The following is a 15,161-nucleotide window of genomic DNA, read 5'->3' as shown; positions in this document are numbered from 1 at the left end:
CCATCGTTCACCTCCATCAAGGTCAACGTTGAATCAGCAGGAAGCCAACGCGTCACATCACAATCGATTCATCAATCCCCGGATGCGCTCTAGGTCCGGGCGCCGGCGAATGAAAATTAAAAAAAGATAATTCCGGCCGCTCTTGCCGGCCACATTTTCCGCCCTAAACGAAGCGTTGGGAGTGACGCAATCCCGGACGGAAAACCGGTTTCGGCTTTTCCTGGAATTGCTGCTGGGGTAGCGGGGGCTGACGAACGCAGCCCACTGCTCCAGCTTGGTTTCCCAGCCGCATTTGTGCAACGCCAGACGATTCCGTCTGGCTGCAAAATGCTCTAGCGTTCGGTCAGCTTCAGCTCGATGCGGCGGTTGCGGTCGCGGGCTTCCTGCGTGCCGGCCTCGTCGAGGGGCTGGAACTCGCCGAAGCCGGCTGCCACCAGCCGGTTGGCCGGCACGCCGTTGGCGATGAGGAACTTGACCACCGACATGGCGCGCGCGGCCGACAGTTCCCAGTTGTCCTTGAAGCGGCCGGTGCCGGACAGCGGCTGGTCGTCGGTGTGGCCGTCGACGCGCAGCACCCAGCTGATCTCGGGCGGGATTTCCTTCTGCAATTCGATGACGGCGTCGGCGAGCTTCTTCATCTCACCCTGGCCGGCGGCGTTGATCTGGTCGGAGCCGGTGGGGAACAGCACTTCCGACTGGAACACGAAACGGTCGCCGACGATGCGGATGTTCTCGCGGTCGGCGAGGATTTCGCGCAGGCGCCCGAAGAAGTCGGAGCGGTAGCGGTTCAGTTCCTGCACGCGCTGGGCGAGCGCCACGTTCAGCCGCCGCCCGAGATCGGCGATCTTGGTGTTGGATTCGCGGTCGCGCGCCTCGGAGGCGTCGAGCGCCTGTTCGAGCGCGGCGATCTGGCGGCGCAGGGCGGAGATCTGCTGGTTGAGCAGCTCGACCTGCGACAGCGCGCGCTGGCTGATCTGGCGCTCGCTGTCCAGTTCGCCCTCCAGCCTGTCGGCGCGGGCGGTGGCGGCGCTCCCGGCGCCGGCGCCTGCCGCCAGCAATTGCTCCAGCCGGCTCTTTTCCGCCTCGGCGGCGGAGAGCGAGGCCTGGAGATTGGCGAGCGCGTCCTGCGCGTCCTGGGTATTGGTCTTCTCCAGCGCCAGAAGCTGGGTCAGCTCGTTGATCTGCGCGTTCAGCCGGTTGAGCGCCTCGTCCTTGCCGGAAATCTCGCGGCTGAGCAGGAACTGCGCCAGCACGAACACCGACAACAGGAACATGATGGCAAGCAGCAGCGTCGACAGCGCATCGACGAAACCCGGCCAGTAGTCGATGTGGCGATAGCTGCGGCGTCCGCGCGCGAGAGCCACCTTATTTCACCCCGTTCTGGCCGTTGAGCGCGGAGGCGATCTTCTCCAGCGTCTCGCGCATGGCGCGCTGCTCGTCGGACTGCGCCTCGACCCAGTCGCGCATGATCTGCTGTTCGGAACGCATGTTCTTGACGAGGCCGGCAATGCCGTCGGCGAGATTGGCCATGGCGGCGGCCACGCGCGGATTGGAGCCGCCGTTCTCCTGCAGCGAGCGCAGGCGATCCGACAGGGCGCGCAACTCGTCGGTGGTGCCGGCGCCGCGCGCATTCTCCGGGCCGACGAGATCGGAGGACAGGTCGGTCACCGACGACAGCCAGTTCTCCAGTTCGGTGTAGAAGCGGTTCTGGGCGCGGCCGGCCTGGAGGTCGAGGAAGCCGAGGATCAGCGAGCCGGCAAGGCCGAACAGCGAGGAGGAAAAGGCCGTGCCCATGCCCGACAGCGGCGCGGCCAGCCCCTGCTTCAGCGATTCCAGCACCGAAGCCGAATCGCCGGTGCCGGGATCGAGCGACTGGATGGTGTCGCCGATCGAGCCGATGGTCTGCAACAGGCCCCAGAAAGTGCCGAGCAGGCCGAGGAAGACCAGCAGGCCGACGAGATAGCGCGAGGTGTCGCGGGTTTCGTCGAGGCGCGTGGCGATGGAATCGAGCATGGTGCGCATCGAGCTGGTGGACACGGCGATCGAGGCCGACCGGCCGAGCATGGCCTTCATCGGCGCCAGCAGCACCGGATCGGTGGCCTCGACGCCGGCGCGGAAGGAATTCACCCAGCGCACCTCGCGGAACAGGCGGCCGACCTGTGCGAAGGCCAGCAATATGCCGACGATGAGCACGCCGAGGATCAGGCCGTTGAGGCCGGGATTGCTGGCGAAGGCCGCCTGGATCTGGCGGGTGAGGATGATGGCGATGAAGCCGACTATGGCCAGGAAGATGACCATGGTGAGCAGGAAGACCTGTGGGCTGGAGAGTTTGTGCGGGTCGTAGCTCAGCACATCCGAGCTGCCGCCAATGCCGAACGATCTGAGCAGGGCCATGCGCCTTCCATTCCGATTCCGCCGCGTGTCCGCGGCAACTCTAATCGGAATTCCGGCAAAATTGGAAGCCGCTTGCGGGCGATCTTTCGATGAAGACGGCCCTTGCCACAGTATCGCCCTGCTCCAAGTTATTGTGGGTATCCGAATCGGTGATGGCGTGAGGGGCTTTCGAGAGACAAGACGGAAATGCGTGCTATTGCCTATGACTGCAGTAAAAAATGCCCGGAATTCTCATCTGGATGCCCTTAGGGGCGCAGGTATATTGCTGGTCGTCTTCGGACACCTGATCGAGCAGCCTTCTTCCGATTCGCAAATCCTCCAATCCATCTATGTCGGCATCTACAGTTTCCACATGCCGCTCTTCGTCCTTTTGTCCGGTGTCTTCGCCCGCGACGCGCTGGACGGGCGCGACTACCGGAAGATCGTGTGGACGCTGGTTCTGCCGCTGGTCGTCTTCCAGTTCGTCTATATCGGCATGAGCAGGCTGACGGGCTGGTACGAGTATTCGCTATTCACGCCCTACTGGCTGTTGTGGTTCATCGCCAGCATGATCTTCTGGCGGCTGCTTCTGCCGCTGTTCGCCTCGCCGGCCGGGCTTGGCGTGGCGGTCCTGATCTCGGTGGCGGCCGGTTACGACGACGGCATCGGCTATACGCTGAGCGTGTCGCGCACGCTCTATTTTCTGCCCTTCTTCGTGTTCGGCCATCTGTATGGCGCGCAGCTCGTGGTCATGGCGCGGCACCACCCGCTGCGGTTCGCGCTGATGTTCTGCGCGGCGGTGGGCATGGTGCTGGCATGGTGGAGGCTCGGCCTCAACCCGGCGGCGCTGACCGGCAGCCGCGACTATACGAGCGGCGCGGCCGACAGCAATTATCCGGCACTGGCGCGGCTGAGCCTGATGCTGCTCGGCGCGGCGGCGGCGGTGGGGTTCGCCGCCATCGTGCCGCGCGGTTCGGCGCTGCTCGGCTGGCTGGGCGAGCGCTCGCTGGCGGTCTACCTGCTGCACGGGCTGGTGGTGATGGCCTTCGTCGCCTCCGGCGCGCCGTCGCTGATTCCGCCGGGGCTGCTTCTGCCGGTGCTGGCCGTGCTTTCGCTGCTGGTCGCGCTGGCGACGGCGCCGGCGGACGGGCCGATGCGGCGGCTGTTCAGCCTGCCACGAAGGGCGCCACGCCTGATGGCGTCAGCGTGACGAGACGGGTTTCGACAGCGTCTTGACCAGGGCGCGGTGGATGACCTCGTTGCCGGCGACCACATTGCCGCTTTCGAGCATGTCCTGGCCGCCATTCGGTTCGGACGCGAAGCCGCCGGCCTCGCGCACCAGCAGCACGCCGGCGGCGATGTCCCATGCCGACAGGTTGGTTTCCCAGTAGCCGTCCATGCGTCCGGCGGCGACATAGGCAAGGTCGAGCGCGGCGGAGCCCATGCGGCGTATGCCCGCCACCTCGCCCATGACGTTGCGCAGCTCGACGAGGAAATTGCCGTGATGGCCACGGCCCAGATGCGGCACGCCGCAGCCGATCACCGCGTCGGACAGCTTGGTGCGGGCGGCCACGCGCAGCCGGCGGTCGTTCATGAAGGCGCCGCCGCCGCGCTCGGCGGTGTAGAGCTCGTCCATGGCCGGGTTGTAGACGACGGCGGCGACGAGCTGGCCCTGACGCTCCAGCGCGATGGAAATGGAGAAGATCGGGATGCCGTGGAGAAAGTTGGTGGTGCCGTCGAGCGGATCGACGATCCAGCGGTGCTGGTCGTCGTCGCCGGAAACGGCGCCGCGCTCTTCCATCAGGAAGCCGTAGCCGGGGCGGGCCTTCGCCAGTTCGGCGAAGATGATGTCCTCGGCCTTGCGGTCGGCCTGGCTGACATAGTCGCCGGGCCCCTTGAGCGAGACCTGCAGGTTCTGCACCTCGCCGAAATCGCGCGAGAGCGAGCGGCCGGCCTTCATGGCAGCCTGGACCATGACGTTGATTATGGCGGAGCGGGCCATGTCGGTAAGGTCTCCGGATCTGTGGAATGGGCGCCGGCAAAGGGGCGTGCGGTCGGCGTTTCCAAGACCACAAATCGCGCGCCGAAGCAAGAGAAAGGCCGCCACAGCCCGCCGGGCCACCCGGCTTGTCAAGGTGCCGAGGCGTTACGGCAGGCGGTTTGCCCTCTGCACCGCGTCCTGCATCTGCTCGTCGGTGAGGCCTTCGAGATAGTCTTCCATCTCGCGGTCGATGAGGCCGGCGCGGCGCGCGACGATGTACCAGGCGGCGGCGAGGATCGGGTCCGGGTCGGTGCCGAGAGCGGCGACATAGAGCTTGGCCAGCCGGTTCTGGGCCGCGACATTGCCGCCGCGCGCCGCCATCTGCATCCAGCCGAAGCCCTTCTGATAGTCGCGCGGGCCGCCGCGGCCCTCGACCAGCCATTGCGCGAGGTCGAGCTGGGCGGTGTCGAAATTCTGCCTTGCCGCCTTCTCGAGGAATTCACGGGCCCTGGCGTCGTCCTTGGCCTTGCCGCCGACGCCATTGGCGTAGGCCTGCGCCAGCGCATATTGCGCGTCGGCGATGCCGGCCTCGGCGGCGCGCTCGTAATAGGTCATCGCCCGCGACAGGTCGCCGGGGTTTTCCTTGACCAGAAGCTGCGCGAAATTGAACTGGGCGAGCGGATTGCCGGCCTCGGCCGCCGCCTGCATCAGCGCATGGGCTTCCTTCTCGTCCTTGGTCACGAAGTTGCCGTCGAGCAGCATCAGCGCATACTGGAACTGGGCTTCCGGCACGCCGCGCTCGGCCGCCGCTGCATACCATTTCGCCGCCTCCCCGGCGTTGAGCGGCACGCCGAGCCCGCGCGCCAGCAGTTCGGCCACCAGCGTCTGCGCGGCCGGGTCGCCGTTCTGCGCGCGGGGCAGGGCCAGATTGTAGGCCGTCTTGTAGAGGCCGCGCTGATAGGCGCCGTAGGCCTCGTCGATCTGCTTGCCGAAGCGGGCGGGGTCGAGGTCGGGCAGGGGCCTCGGTTCGTCGGTGGTGGCGGGCTGGGGCAGCGGCCGGTCGCCCTTGACGGCACCGCCCGCTTCGTCCTTGACCATCGCGCCGGCCGGGGTCTCGACGGCACCGGCGGTGCCGGGGCCGATGCACAGCGATGCCAGGATCGGGATCAGAACCAGGCCGGGCCGCCTTGCCACGTCAGTCTCCAAAGCGCGGCGCCGTCTCGTCGAGCAGCGCGTTGGCGCGGGCGACGGCCGCGCGGGGATCGGTGCCGTCGGCGAAGACGGCGGCGGAAAGCGCCACGAACTCGGCGCCGGTGGCGGCCACGGTCGTCACGGACGCGATGTCGGAGCCGCCCATGACGATGCAGGGGATCTCCACCATTTCCGCCCACCAGGCGCCGAGGGTGAGGTTGCGCGGATGGGGTGCCGGCTCGCTGTCGTAGCCGAAGCGCCCGAAGAACATGTAGTCGGGACCTTCCTCGCCAAGCTCCAGCGCCTCGTCGCGGGTCTTGACGCCGCCGGTGCCGACCATCATGCGCTCCTGCGCGCGCTCGATGGTGTCGGCCAGTTCCTGCCGCTTGCCCTCGATGTGGATGCCGTCGGCCTTGACGCGTCCGGCCACGCGGCTGTCGCCGGCGATGATGGCGGCGGCGCCGGCTGCCTGCGCCAGCGGCACCAGCTTTTCGGCGGCGCGCTGGAAGGCGGCATCGTCGAGCGGGCCCTGCGGCAGGAGCACCGAGGCGACGTCGCCGCCCTCGAGGGCCTCGGCGAGCCGGCCGGCATCGGTGCCGGGCATGACGATGAGGACGAGGCGGCAGCGGTCTGGAGGCGTTTGCGGGTTCATGGCCGTTCCGGTGTTTCGCCCGGCCCTATGCAGGGCGAAATTGGTTGCATTGCGGCATAGAACAAAGCGCAACCGTTGAACAGGGCGGGCAGGCCTGCAGGGGTGCGTGCCGGTGCCGCGCTGGGCCTTTGAACCAAAAAACATGCGCCCCGTTAAGCGCTCATTAAGCTTTACGGTTGTTTACTATGTGCATCCAGTGATCTGGATTCTTACCGAGTGGTTGGAGCCACTTTGTTTGACGCCTCCCTGTTAACTCCTGAGAGCCGCCTTACCCGCGGCTCTTTTTTTGTCCTGCGGCGCCCTGTGTGCCGATTCGGGCACGCAGCCTGTTCATATTAACCCTTCATTAAGTATAGGCTTGCCTTGCGGGACGGCGAGGCGCATTTGTTGGCTCGGAAGCCGTATAGGGTGGCAGTCATGCCGTGGGGGCGAATCACTCCCGGGCAAGACCAGGGTGCGTCATGAATCGAACTACACAGGAAAGCGCGAACACGATCAAACTGGCCGAGCGCCGTATCTTCTCGCAGTCCTTCCAGCCGCTCTACAATGAAGGCATGGGGCTCGTGGAGCAGGCCGCCGAATATCTGGATTCGCGCGGACGCAGCGAGGCGCGGAAACTCAGCCGGCTGGCCGCGACGCTCTATGCCGCCGAATCGATGCGGCTGACCACGCGGCTGATGCAGATCGCCTCCTGGCTTCTGCTCCAGCGCGCCGCCAATTCCGGCGAGATGACGCGCGACCAGGTGGCGGCCGAAAAGGCCAAGGTGCGCCTTGACACGGTTTCCGCCCATGAGGACGCCGAGGGCTGGAGCGAACTGCCGGTCGAGTTCGTCGATCTGGTGCGCCGCTCGCTGCGTCTGCAGTCGCTGGTCAAGCGCATGGACGAGGAAGTCTATGGCGATGCCCTGCCGCAGGCGCTGGAGCGCGGCAGCCCGGTGTTCGACCAGATCTCGCTGCTCAACACCGCCTTCGCGCGGGGATAACCCCTTACTGCGTTTCTGGTTTGTTCACATTTCGCTGGCAAGTCTGCCGCCGGTGAATAGAGTGGACGATCATGGCGGAAACGATTCGGATCATCGGCATCGACCCGGGGCTTCGGCGCACCGGCTGGGGCATCGTGGAGAGCCTCGGCAATTCGCTGCGCTTCGTGGCTTCCGGCTCCGTCTGCTCGGACGACAAGGCGACGCTGGCCTCGCGCCTGTGCCAGTTGCACGAGGGCCTGTCGCAGGTGCTGCACCGGGCCATGCCGCATGAGGCGGCGGTGGAGCAGACCTTCGTCAACAAGGATGCGACGGCGACGCTGAAGCTCGGCCAGGCGCGCGGCGTCGCCATGCTGGTGCCGGCGCTGGCCGGCCTGCCGGTGGCCGAATATGCCCCCAATGCGGTCAAGAAGGCGGTAATCGGCGTCGGCCATGGCGACAAGAAGCAGATCCACATGATGGTCAAGGTGCTGATGCCCAAGGCCGTGTTCGAGACCCACGACGCGGCCGATGCGCTCGCCATCGCCATCTGCCATGCCCATCACCGGCAAAGCGTGGCATACCGGCTGAAGCAGATCGCTTAGGAAGGACGGGGAGGGGGCATGATCGGCAAGCTGAAGGGTACGGTGGACGAAATCGACGAGGATCATTGCATCGTCGATGTGCACGGCGTCGGCTATGTCGCCTTCTGCTCGGCGCGCACGCTGGCCTCGCTGCCCGCGCCCGGCGAGGCGGTGGTGCTGTTCATCGAGACCTATGTGCGCGAGGACATGATCCGGCTCTACGGTTTCCGCACCGCGCTGGAGCGGGAATGGTTTCGCATGCTGTCGACCAGTGTGCAGGGCGTGGGCGCCAAGGTGGCGCTGTCGGTGCTGTCGACGCTGTCACCGGCCGATCTCGCCAATGCGATTGCGCTGCGCGACATCGCCATGGTCAGCCGGGCCCCCGGCGTCGGCAAGAAGGTGGCCGAGCGCATCGTCACCGAGCTGAAGAACAAGGCGCCCGCCTATGCCGGCGAGGCGACCGGCACCATCGGCCTCAAGCAGGAACTGGGCGAGGGCGTCGCACCGGCGCCGGTGGCCGACGCGGTTTCGGCGCTGGTCAATCTCGGCTATGCACGCGACATCGCCGCCAATGCGGTGGCCGCCGCGCTGAAGGCGGCCGGCGAAGGCGCCGATTCGGCCAAGCTCATCCGTTTCGGCCTGAAGGAGCTGGCGCGGTGAGGCACGGCTTGCCCGATACATCGCGGCATGGCAGGACAGCGCCATGAGCACCGCCCCCCGCCTCATCTCGTCCGAAAAGCGCGGCGAGGATGCCGACCAGACGCTGCGGCCGCAGACGCTCGACGATTTCGTCGGCCAGGCGGCGGCGCGCGCCAACCTGAAAGTGTTCATCGAGGCGGCCAAGGGGCGCGGCGACGCGCTCGACCACGTGCTGTTCGTCGGCCCGCCGGGGCTCGGCAAGACCACGCTCGCCCAGATCATGGCGCGCGAGATGGGCGTCAATTTCCGCTCCACCTCCGGCCCGGTGATCGCCAAGGCGGGCGACCTCGCCGCCCTGCTCACCAATCTCGAAGACCGCGACGTGCTGTTCATCGACGAGATTCATCGTCTCAGCCCGGCGGTGGAGGAAATCCTCTATCCGGCGATGGAGGATTTCCAGCTCGACCTGATCATCGGCGAGGGGCCGGCGGCGCGCTCGGTCAAGATCGACCTCGCCCGTTTCACGCTGGTGGCGGCGACGACGCGGCTCGGCCTGCTCACCAATCCGCTGCGCGACCGCTTCGGCATTCCGGTGCGGCTCAATTTCTATACGGTCGACGAACTGGAGACGATCGTGCGGCGCGGTGCGCGCATCCTTAGCCTGCCGATGAGCGACGACGGCGCCGTCGAGATCGCGCGCCGGGCGCGCGGCACGCCGCGCATCGCCGGCCGGCTTCTGCGGCGGGTGCGTGATTTCGCCACGGTGGCGGGCGCCGAGTCGGTCAACCGCAAGATCGCCGACGAGGCGCTGCTGCGCCTCGAAGTGGACGGGCTCGGCCTCGACGCGCTCGACCGCCGCTACCTTTTCATGATCGCCTCGAACTTCGGCGGCGGGCCGGTCGGCATCGAGACCATCGCGGCCGCGCTCTCTGAGCCGCGCGACGCCATCGAGGACATCATCGAGCCCTATCTGATCCAGCAGGGCTTCATCCAGCGCACGCCGCGCGGCCGCATCCTCACCGCCAATGCCTGGCGGCATCTGGGGCTGGAGGCGCCGCGCGACATCGCCCAGCAGCAGATCGGCCTGTTCGAGGACGAATGAGCGCGCGAGACGACATTCCGCCGGGGCTCTCCGGCGAGTTGACCCCCTTCGGCCACCGGCTCAAGGCGCGGGTCTACTATGCCGACACCGATTTCTCGGGCGTCGTCTACCATGCGCGCTATCTGGAGTTCTTCGAGCGCGGCCGCTCGGATTTCCTGCGTCTCGTCGGTGTCCACCACACCGAGCTTGCCGCCGGCGATCGCGGCGAGAAGATCGTGTGGGTGGTGCGGCGCATGGAAATCGACTTCCGCGCGCCGGCCCGCATCGACGACATCCTGACCGTCGAGACGCGCACACTGGAGGTGTCGGGCGCGCGCATCACCATGGCCCAGCAGTTGAAGCGGGGCGAGGAGCTCCTGGTCGAAGCGCGCGTCGAAGCCGCCATCATCGGCGAGAATGGCCGTCCGCGCCGTTTTCCCAAGGACTGGATCGCCGCCTTCATGCCGGCGACGATTTGAAGCGCGGCAGGCGAATCCTCACGATCGCGACGGATAACCGGCGTTGGGGCGGAACCGTCCCCCATCCGCTGTCGTCATCCCGGCCGAGCGCAGCAGGAGCCGGGATCCATTCCGGTCGGCCGACGATTGCCCCGGCAACGCCGCGGCATGGATTTCCGACACTCTCCATTCGCTTCGCTCATTAGGAGACCGGGAATGACGGATAGGTTTTACCCCTCGTCATTCTCGACCTTGGAGCGACCGCAGGGAGCGGAAAGTGTCGGGAATCCATGCCGGAGCCTTGAAATGTCACGGAATGGCTCCGCTGCGCTGCGGCTTCCGGGATGATGTCGGGACGCAGATCGGCGCGGACGAGATGGCGTCGTGAGAGGACGTGATCTTCCTAACGCATCCTTAACCATAACAGTCCATGAAGGAATTGACGAAAATCGAAGGAATCGGCGCGCCTTCCTTTTACCAACATTTGCCGTGAAAAGGCCGCGAATGGCGCTCATCGCAGGCATATCCGGCGGGGTTGGGGCGCGCGTGACCATGAAGGGTTAAGCGTCGCGGGCCGGCGGGAGCCCCGGTCCGTGAAGTTTTAAGGAATGTTTGGATGGAAAACATCGCTCTCGCCGAACCGGCGGCGTCGCTGTCGATCTGGGCCCTGTTCATGCAGGCCAACTGGGTGGTCAAGCTGGTCATGATCGGCCTGCTCGGCGCCTCGGTCTGGACCTGGGCGATCATCTTCGACAAGGTCGTCTCCTACGGCCGCATGCGCATGGCGCTCAACCGCTTCGAGCAGGTCTTCTGGTCGGGCCAGTCGCTGGAGGAGCTTTACCGCACCCTCTCCGACCGCAAGACCACCGGCATGGGCTCGATCTTCGTCGCCGCTATGCGCGAGTGGAAGAAGAGCTTCGAGAAGGGCGCCAAGTCGCCGCTCGGGCTGCAGACCCGCATCGACAAGGCGATGGACCTGGCGCTGACGCGCGAGATGGAGCGGCTGGAGGGCAATCTCGGCTTCCTCGCCACCATCGGCTCGTCGGCACCCTTCATCGGCCTGTTCGGCACGGTGATCGGCATCATGACCTCGTTCCAGGCCATCGCCGGTTCGAAATCGACCAGCCTGGCGGTGGTGGCGCCCGGCATCGCGGAGGCGCTTCTGGCGACGGCCATCGGCCTGCTGGCGGCCATTCCCGCCGTCATCGCCTACAACAAGCTGTCGTCCGATGCGGGCAAGCTGGCCGGGCGCATGGAGGGCTTCGCCGACGAGTTCTCCGCCATACTCTCGCGCCAAATCGATGAAAAAGTCGCCAGAGCTGCTTGAGGTTTGCAAATGGGAATGTCTGTAGGCACGGGCGGCGGTGGCCGGGGCGGACGCGGACGGCGCGGCCGCCGCAACACGCTGATGTCGGAAATCAACGTCACGCCCTTCGTGGACGTGATGCTGGTGCTGTTGATCATCTTCATGGTGGCGGCGCCGCTGCTCACCGTGGGCGTGCCCATCGACCTGCCCGAAACGCAGGCCAGGCCGATGAACTCCGATACCCAGCCGATCACCGTTTCGGTCAACGACAAGGGCCAGGTCTACCTTCAGGAAACCGAGATCGGCGTCGACGAGGTGGTGCCGCGGCTCGAGGCCATCGCCCAGACCGGCTATGAGGAGCGTATCTATGTGCGCGGCGACAAGACCGCCGATTACGGCACGGTGATGCAGGTCATGGCCCGCATCTCGGCGGCCGGCTACAAGAATCTCGGCCTCGTCACCCTTCAGGAACAGGATCAGTAATCTTGAAGGCAAGCCTCACCACATCGCTGGCCTTGCATGCGGCGGTGCTGGCTTTCGGGCTGGTGTCGCTGTCGGCGCCCGCCGCCTTCGAGGTGAGCGATGTCGAATCGCTGCCGGTCGATATCGTGCCGCTGGAGGAACTGACCCAGATCCAGCAGGGCGACAAGCAGGCGCCGATGAACGAGAAGCCGGCGCCGACGCCGACCCAGCGTCCCGACGTCGTTGCCGACGCCCGCGAGATCGGCGAAAACACGGTCGACACCGACAAGCCGGTGACGCCCGACCCCAAGCCGGTGCCGGTGGACAACGCCTCCGCGCCGCCGCCCTCGCCGACGCCGCAGGAGAAGCCGGCTCCCGAAGAGGTCGAGAAGCCGAAGGAGGAGCCGAAGCCGGTTCCCGCCACCGACCTCAATCCCGTTCCGCAGCCGCGCGAGGAAGTGAAGCCCGACCCGGTCAAGCAGCCCGAGCCCAAGCCGGAGCCGGTGAAGCAACCGGAGCCGGCGCCGAAGCCGGCCGAAGAGAAGGTGGCCGAGGCCAAGCCAGAACCCGCCAAGCCCGACGCCGTCGCCGAGGCGATCGCGGCCGAGGAAAAGCCGGTCGAGGCGGCGCAACTGCCCAATTCGGCGCCCGTCCCGGAAGCCAAGCCGCGCCCGCGCCCGGCCGAGGCGCAGACCGCCAAGGCGCCGGAGCGCAAGGATTCCGACAAGCCGGCCAAGGAAGCCGCCTCGCGCCCGAAGTCCGACGAGAAGGACTTCAACGCCGACGAGATCGCCGCCCTGCTCGACAAGCGCAAGCCGTCCGGCGGCGGCGCCAAGCGCTCGTCCGAACAGGCCTCGCTCGGCGGCACCAAGACCACCGGCGGCAACCGGCTGTCGCAGAACGAGATGGATGCGCTGCGCCAGAAGCTCGGCGGCTGCTGGAGCATTCCGGCCGGCGTCGACGATGCCGGCATGCTGAAGGTATCGGTGCGTTTCCGGCTCGACCGTTCGGGCACGCTGGAAGGACGCCCGGAAGTGATTGCCGGCGGCGCGTCTTCCGGCCCCGGCCGCACGGCCGCCGAATCGGCGGTGCGCGCGGTGCAGAAGTGCGCGCCCTTCAACCTGCCTGCCGACAAATACGACAGCTGGGCGGAAGTGGTGGTCAATTTCGACCCGAGCGACATGTTCTGATCGCCGGACAGGAACCAATGAGGCTGAAAGCATGAAGACACTGCTCAAGACGCTCATGATGGTCGCAGCCCTTGCCGGCGCGGCCACCGGGCTCGCCATCGGCCCCGCCAACGCGCTGGTGGAGATCGATGTCAACAAGGGCACGATCGAGCCGTTGCCGATCGCCATCACCGACTTCATCGCCGGAGATGCGCTGGGCGCCGAGATCTCGTCCATCGTCACCGCCGACCTGAAGCGCTCGGGCCTGTTCGCGCCGATCGACAAGGGTGCCTTCATCGAGAAGATCTCCAACCCGGACGCGGCGCCGCGCTTCGACGACTGGAAGGTCATCAACGCCCAGGCGCTGGTGACCGGCCGCGTCAGCAAGGAAGGCGACGGCCGCATCCGCGCCGAATACCGGCTGTGGGACACCTTCGCCGGCCAGCAGCTTTCGGGCGAGCAGTTCTTCGCCAACGGCGCCAACACGCGGCGCGTCGCCCATATCATCGCCGACGCCATCTATGAGCGGCTGACCGGCGAGAAAGGCTATTTCGACACCCGCGTGGTCTTCATCGACGAGTCCGGGCCGAAGGATTCGCGCAAGAAGCGGCTGGCCATCATGGACCAGGACGGCGCCAATGCGCGCTTCCTGTCCGACGGGCGTGCCATCGTGATGACGCCGCGTTTCTCGCCGAACCGGCAGGAAATCACCTACATGTCCTATGAGAGCGGGCAGCCGCGCGTCTACCTGCTGCAGCTCGAGACAGGGCAGCGCGAGCTGGTCGGCAATTTCCCCGGCATGACCTTCGCGCCGCGCTTCTCGCCGGACGGCCAGCGGGTGATCATGAGCCTGATGCGCGAGGACGGCAATTCGAACATCTATGCGATGGACCTGAGGAGCCGCAACACCACGCGCCTGACCAACTCCAACGCCATCGACACCTCGCCCTCCTATTCGCCGGACGGGTCCAAGATCGTCTTCACCTCGGACCGCGGCGGCCGTCCCCATATCTACGTGATGGGCGCCGACGGCTCCGGCCAGACCCGCATCTCCTTCGGCGAGGGCAGCTATTCGACGCCGGTGTGGTCTCCGCGCGGCGACCTGATCGCCTTCACCAAGCAGTCGGGCGGCCAGTTCCAGATCGGCGTGATGCGCACCGACGGCTCTGGCGAGCGCATCCTGACCTCCGGCTTCCTTCAGGAAGGTCCGACCTGGGCGCCGAACGGCCGCGTCATCATGTATCTGAAGCAGGCTGCGGGGACCGGCGGGCCGAAGCTCTATTCGGTCGACCTCACCGGCCGCAACGAGCAGCAGATTCCCTCGCCCAACTTCGCGTCGGACCCGGCCTGGTCGCCGCTGCTCGACTGATTCCGGCAAGCGGGCGGAACGTGACAAATCCGCCCGGTTTCCGGCTTTTCGGCCACATTCGGCCGCAAAATGGCGTTCCGGCGGATAGCGGCCCAGATTTCGCCTCTTTGTCGTCATCTGGCTGCCAGTCGAAATGACAGGGGCGGGCATTCTGGGGGCGCGCCGGATGCGTGAACCGAATTTTAACCGTGTTCCTTGAATGCCGGTTAACCGAAACGTGGTTACTGGCAGATCAACGAAATCACTCGAATGCGAAGGAGAGGCGGGATGCGCCGTATCGCAAAACTTGCTGCAAACCCGGTGATGGTCGCGCTCGTCGCCTCGTTGGCGATTGCCGGCTGTGCCTCCAAGAAGACCCCCAACAGCGCGGCCGAACTCGGCCTCGGCGGCGGCGCGGCGACGCCCGGCTCGGCCCAGGACTTCACCGTCAATGTCGGCGACCGCATCTTCTTCGACCTCGACTCCTCGTCCATCCGCGCCGACGCCCAGCAGACGCTGGCCCGCCAGGCCCAGTGGCTCAACCGCTACAGCCAGTATTCGATCGTCATCGAAGGCCATGCCGACGAGCGCGGCACCCGCGAATACAACCTGGCGCTCGGCGCCCGCCGCGCCGCCGCGACCCGCGATTACCTCGCCTCGCAGGGCGTCTCCGCGGCCCGCATGAAGACGATTTCCTACGGCAAGGAGCGCCCGGTCGCCGTCTGCGACGACATTTCCTGCTGGTCGCAGAACCGCCGTGCCGTCACCACGCTGGGCGGCGCCGGCTCCTGAGCCGATCCGCAGTTTCAGACCAATGAGAAAGGCGGCCTTCATGGCCGCCTTTTTGGTTGAAATCGCCTGTTTTCGGCGAATGCCGCCACCCCGAAACCGGCCTGCATGTTCGGGAGACGCGCTCTAAACAAAATTTGGCCGAAGTCTCGCGCCCTGCTAGAAACGG

The 15,161-nt window shown here is 66.4% G+C and carries 16 protein-coding genes; 11 read left to right on the top strand and 5 right to left on the bottom strand.

The features are described 5' to 3' along the window. Positions 1-332 precede the first annotated feature (332 nt). Complete coding sequence (locus tag ABID37_RS25420; protein WP_354199773.1) at positions 333-1,364, bottom strand: peptidoglycan -binding protein; 1,032 nt, start codon at positions 1,362-1,364, stop codon at positions 333-335. Position 1,365: 1 nt separating this feature from the next. Further along, positions 1,366-2,394, bottom strand: coding sequence for a MotA/TolQ/ExbB proton channel family protein (locus ABID37_RS25415; protein WP_354199772.1), 1,029 nt, complete (start codon positions 2,392-2,394; stop codon positions 1,366-1,368). Here ABID37_RS25415 and ABID37_RS25410 point away from each other — a divergent pair. Continuing rightward, entirely contained in the window at positions 2,369-3,583 is a 1,215-nt protein-coding gene (locus ABID37_RS25410; protein WP_354199771.1) for an acyltransferase family protein, read from the top strand. The two genes, ABID37_RS25415 and ABID37_RS25410, sit on opposite strands and share 26 nt — an antisense overlap. Here ABID37_RS25410 and ABID37_RS25405 read toward each other — a convergent pair. The 3 genes from ABID37_RS25405 to ABID37_RS25395 all read right to left on the bottom strand — a co-directional run bounded on the left by ABID37_RS25405 (position 3,575) and on the right by ABID37_RS25395 (position 6,197). Then, on the bottom strand, positions 3,575-4,375 hold the full coding sequence (locus ABID37_RS25405) for an inositol monophosphatase family protein (RefSeq protein WP_354199770.1): 801 nt from the start codon (positions 4,373-4,375) through the stop codon (positions 3,575-3,577). The genes ABID37_RS25410 and ABID37_RS25405 overlap by 9 nt on opposite strands. 144 nt (positions 4,376-4,519) lie before the next feature. Next, on the bottom strand, positions 4,520-5,548 hold the full coding sequence (locus tag ABID37_RS25400) for a tetratricopeptide repeat protein (protein WP_354199769.1): 1,029 nt from the start codon (positions 5,546-5,548) through the stop codon (positions 4,520-4,522). A gap of 1 nt (position 5,549) precedes the next feature. Beyond that, positions 5,550-6,197 carry a thiamine phosphate synthase gene (locus tag ABID37_RS25395; RefSeq protein WP_354199768.1) on the bottom strand — a complete coding sequence of 216 codons (648 nt, stop codon included), beginning with the start codon at positions 6,195-6,197 and terminating at the stop codon, positions 5,550-5,552. Positions 6,198-6,658: 461 nt separating this feature from the next. Here ABID37_RS25395 and rcdA point away from each other — a divergent pair, with 461 nt between their 5' ends. From rcdA to pal, 10 genes are all read left to right on the top strand, one after another. Then, positions 6,659-7,180 (top strand): protease adaptor protein RcdA, encoded by a 522-nt coding sequence (rcdA, locus tag ABID37_RS25390; RefSeq protein WP_354199767.1) that lies wholly within the window; start codon positions 6,659-6,661, stop codon positions 7,178-7,180. Between the two features lie 71 nt (positions 7,181-7,251). After that, complete coding sequence (gene ruvC, locus ABID37_RS25385) at positions 7,252-7,761, top strand: crossover junction endodeoxyribonuclease RuvC (protein ID WP_354199766.1); 510 nt, start codon at positions 7,252-7,254, stop codon at positions 7,759-7,761. An 18-nt stretch (positions 7,762-7,779) separates the two neighbouring features. Next, entirely contained in the window at positions 7,780-8,400 is a 621-nt protein-coding gene (gene ruvA / locus ABID37_RS25380; RefSeq protein ID WP_354199765.1) for a Holliday junction branch migration protein RuvA, read from the top strand. Between the two features lie 43 nt (positions 8,401-8,443). Further along, positions 8,444-9,481 (top strand): Holliday junction branch migration DNA helicase RuvB, encoded by a 1,038-nt coding sequence (gene ruvB / locus ABID37_RS25375; RefSeq protein WP_354199764.1) that lies wholly within the window; start codon positions 8,444-8,446, stop codon positions 9,479-9,481. Continuing rightward, a complete protein-coding gene (gene ybgC, locus ABID37_RS25370; RefSeq protein WP_354199763.1) occupies positions 9,478-9,939 on the top strand; it encodes a tol-pal system-associated acyl-CoA thioesterase in 462 nt (153 codons plus the stop codon). Before ruvB ends, ybgC begins: the two co-directional genes overlap by 4 nt. A gap of 595 nt (positions 9,940-10,534) precedes the next feature. Continuing rightward, a complete protein-coding gene (tolQ, locus tag ABID37_RS25365) occupies positions 10,535-11,245 on the top strand; it encodes a protein TolQ (RefSeq protein ID WP_354199762.1) in 711 nt (236 codons plus the stop codon). A 9-nt stretch (positions 11,246-11,254) separates the two neighbouring features. Further along, positions 11,255-11,707 carry a protein TolR gene (gene tolR / locus ABID37_RS25360; protein ID WP_354199761.1) on the top strand — a complete coding sequence of 151 codons (453 nt, stop codon included), beginning with the start codon at positions 11,255-11,257 and terminating at the stop codon, positions 11,705-11,707. A 2-nt stretch (positions 11,708-11,709) separates the two neighbouring features. Further along, complete coding sequence (locus ABID37_RS25355) at positions 11,710-12,876, top strand: cell envelope integrity TolA family protein (protein ID WP_354199760.1); 1,167 nt, start codon at positions 11,710-11,712, stop codon at positions 12,874-12,876. Positions 12,877-12,931: 55 nt separating this feature from the next. After that, positions 12,932-14,224: a Tol-Pal system beta propeller repeat protein TolB gene (tolB, locus tag ABID37_RS25350; protein ID WP_435521638.1), complete on the top strand. Its 1,293-nt coding sequence runs from the start codon at positions 12,932-12,934 to the stop codon at positions 14,222-14,224. Positions 14,225-14,491: 267 nt separating this feature from the next. Then, positions 14,492-14,995 (top strand): peptidoglycan-associated lipoprotein Pal, encoded by a 504-nt coding sequence (pal, locus tag ABID37_RS25345; RefSeq protein ID WP_354199758.1) that lies wholly within the window; start codon positions 14,492-14,494, stop codon positions 14,993-14,995. Positions 14,996-15,161 lie beyond the last annotated feature (166 nt).

The sequence above is a fragment of the Aquamicrobium terrae genome (assembly GCF_040545735.1).
In the GTDB taxonomy this organism is placed as follows: domain Bacteria; phylum Pseudomonadota; class Alphaproteobacteria; order Rhizobiales; family Rhizobiaceae; genus Mesorhizobium; species Mesorhizobium terrae_A.
This window is presented reverse-complemented; position numbering and strand designations above follow the sequence as displayed.

Coding starts and splice junctions, on each gene's coding strand:
- ABID37_RS25410 (WP_354199771.1), top strand. CDS start 2,369: ATGCCGAACGATCTGAGCAGGGCCATGCGCCTTCCATTCCGATTCCGC.
- ABID37_RS25415 (WP_354199772.1), bottom strand. CDS start 2,394: ATGGCCCTGCTCAGATCGTTCGGCATTGGCGGCAGCTCGGATGTGCTG.
- ABID37_RS25405 (WP_354199770.1), bottom strand. CDS start 4,375: ATGGCCCGCTCCGCCATAATCAACGTCATGGTCCAGGCTGCCATGAAG.
- ABID37_RS25395 (WP_354199768.1), bottom strand. CDS start 6,197: ATGAACCCGCAAACGCCTCCAGACCGCTGCCGCCTCGTCCTCATCGTC.
- rcdA (WP_354199767.1), top strand. CDS start 6,659: ATGAATCGAACTACACAGGAAAGCGCGAACACGATCAAACTGGCCGAG.
- ruvC (WP_354199766.1), top strand. CDS start 7,252: ATGGCGGAAACGATTCGGATCATCGGCATCGACCCGGGGCTTCGGCGC.
- ruvA (WP_354199765.1), top strand. CDS start 7,780: ATGATCGGCAAGCTGAAGGGTACGGTGGACGAAATCGACGAGGATCAT.
- ruvB (WP_354199764.1), top strand. CDS start 8,444: ATGAGCACCGCCCCCCGCCTCATCTCGTCCGAAAAGCGCGGCGAGGAT.
- ybgC (WP_354199763.1), top strand. CDS start 9,478: ATGAGCGCGCGAGACGACATTCCGCCGGGGCTCTCCGGCGAGTTGACC.
- tolQ (WP_354199762.1), top strand. CDS start 10,535: ATGGAAAACATCGCTCTCGCCGAACCGGCGGCGTCGCTGTCGATCTGG.
- tolR (WP_354199761.1), top strand. CDS start 11,255: ATGGGAATGTCTGTAGGCACGGGCGGCGGTGGCCGGGGCGGACGCGGA.
- tolB (WP_435521638.1), top strand. CDS start 12,932: ATGATGGTCGCAGCCCTTGCCGGCGCGGCCACCGGGCTCGCCATCGGC.
- pal (WP_354199758.1), top strand. CDS start 14,492: ATGCGCCGTATCGCAAAACTTGCTGCAAACCCGGTGATGGTCGCGCTC.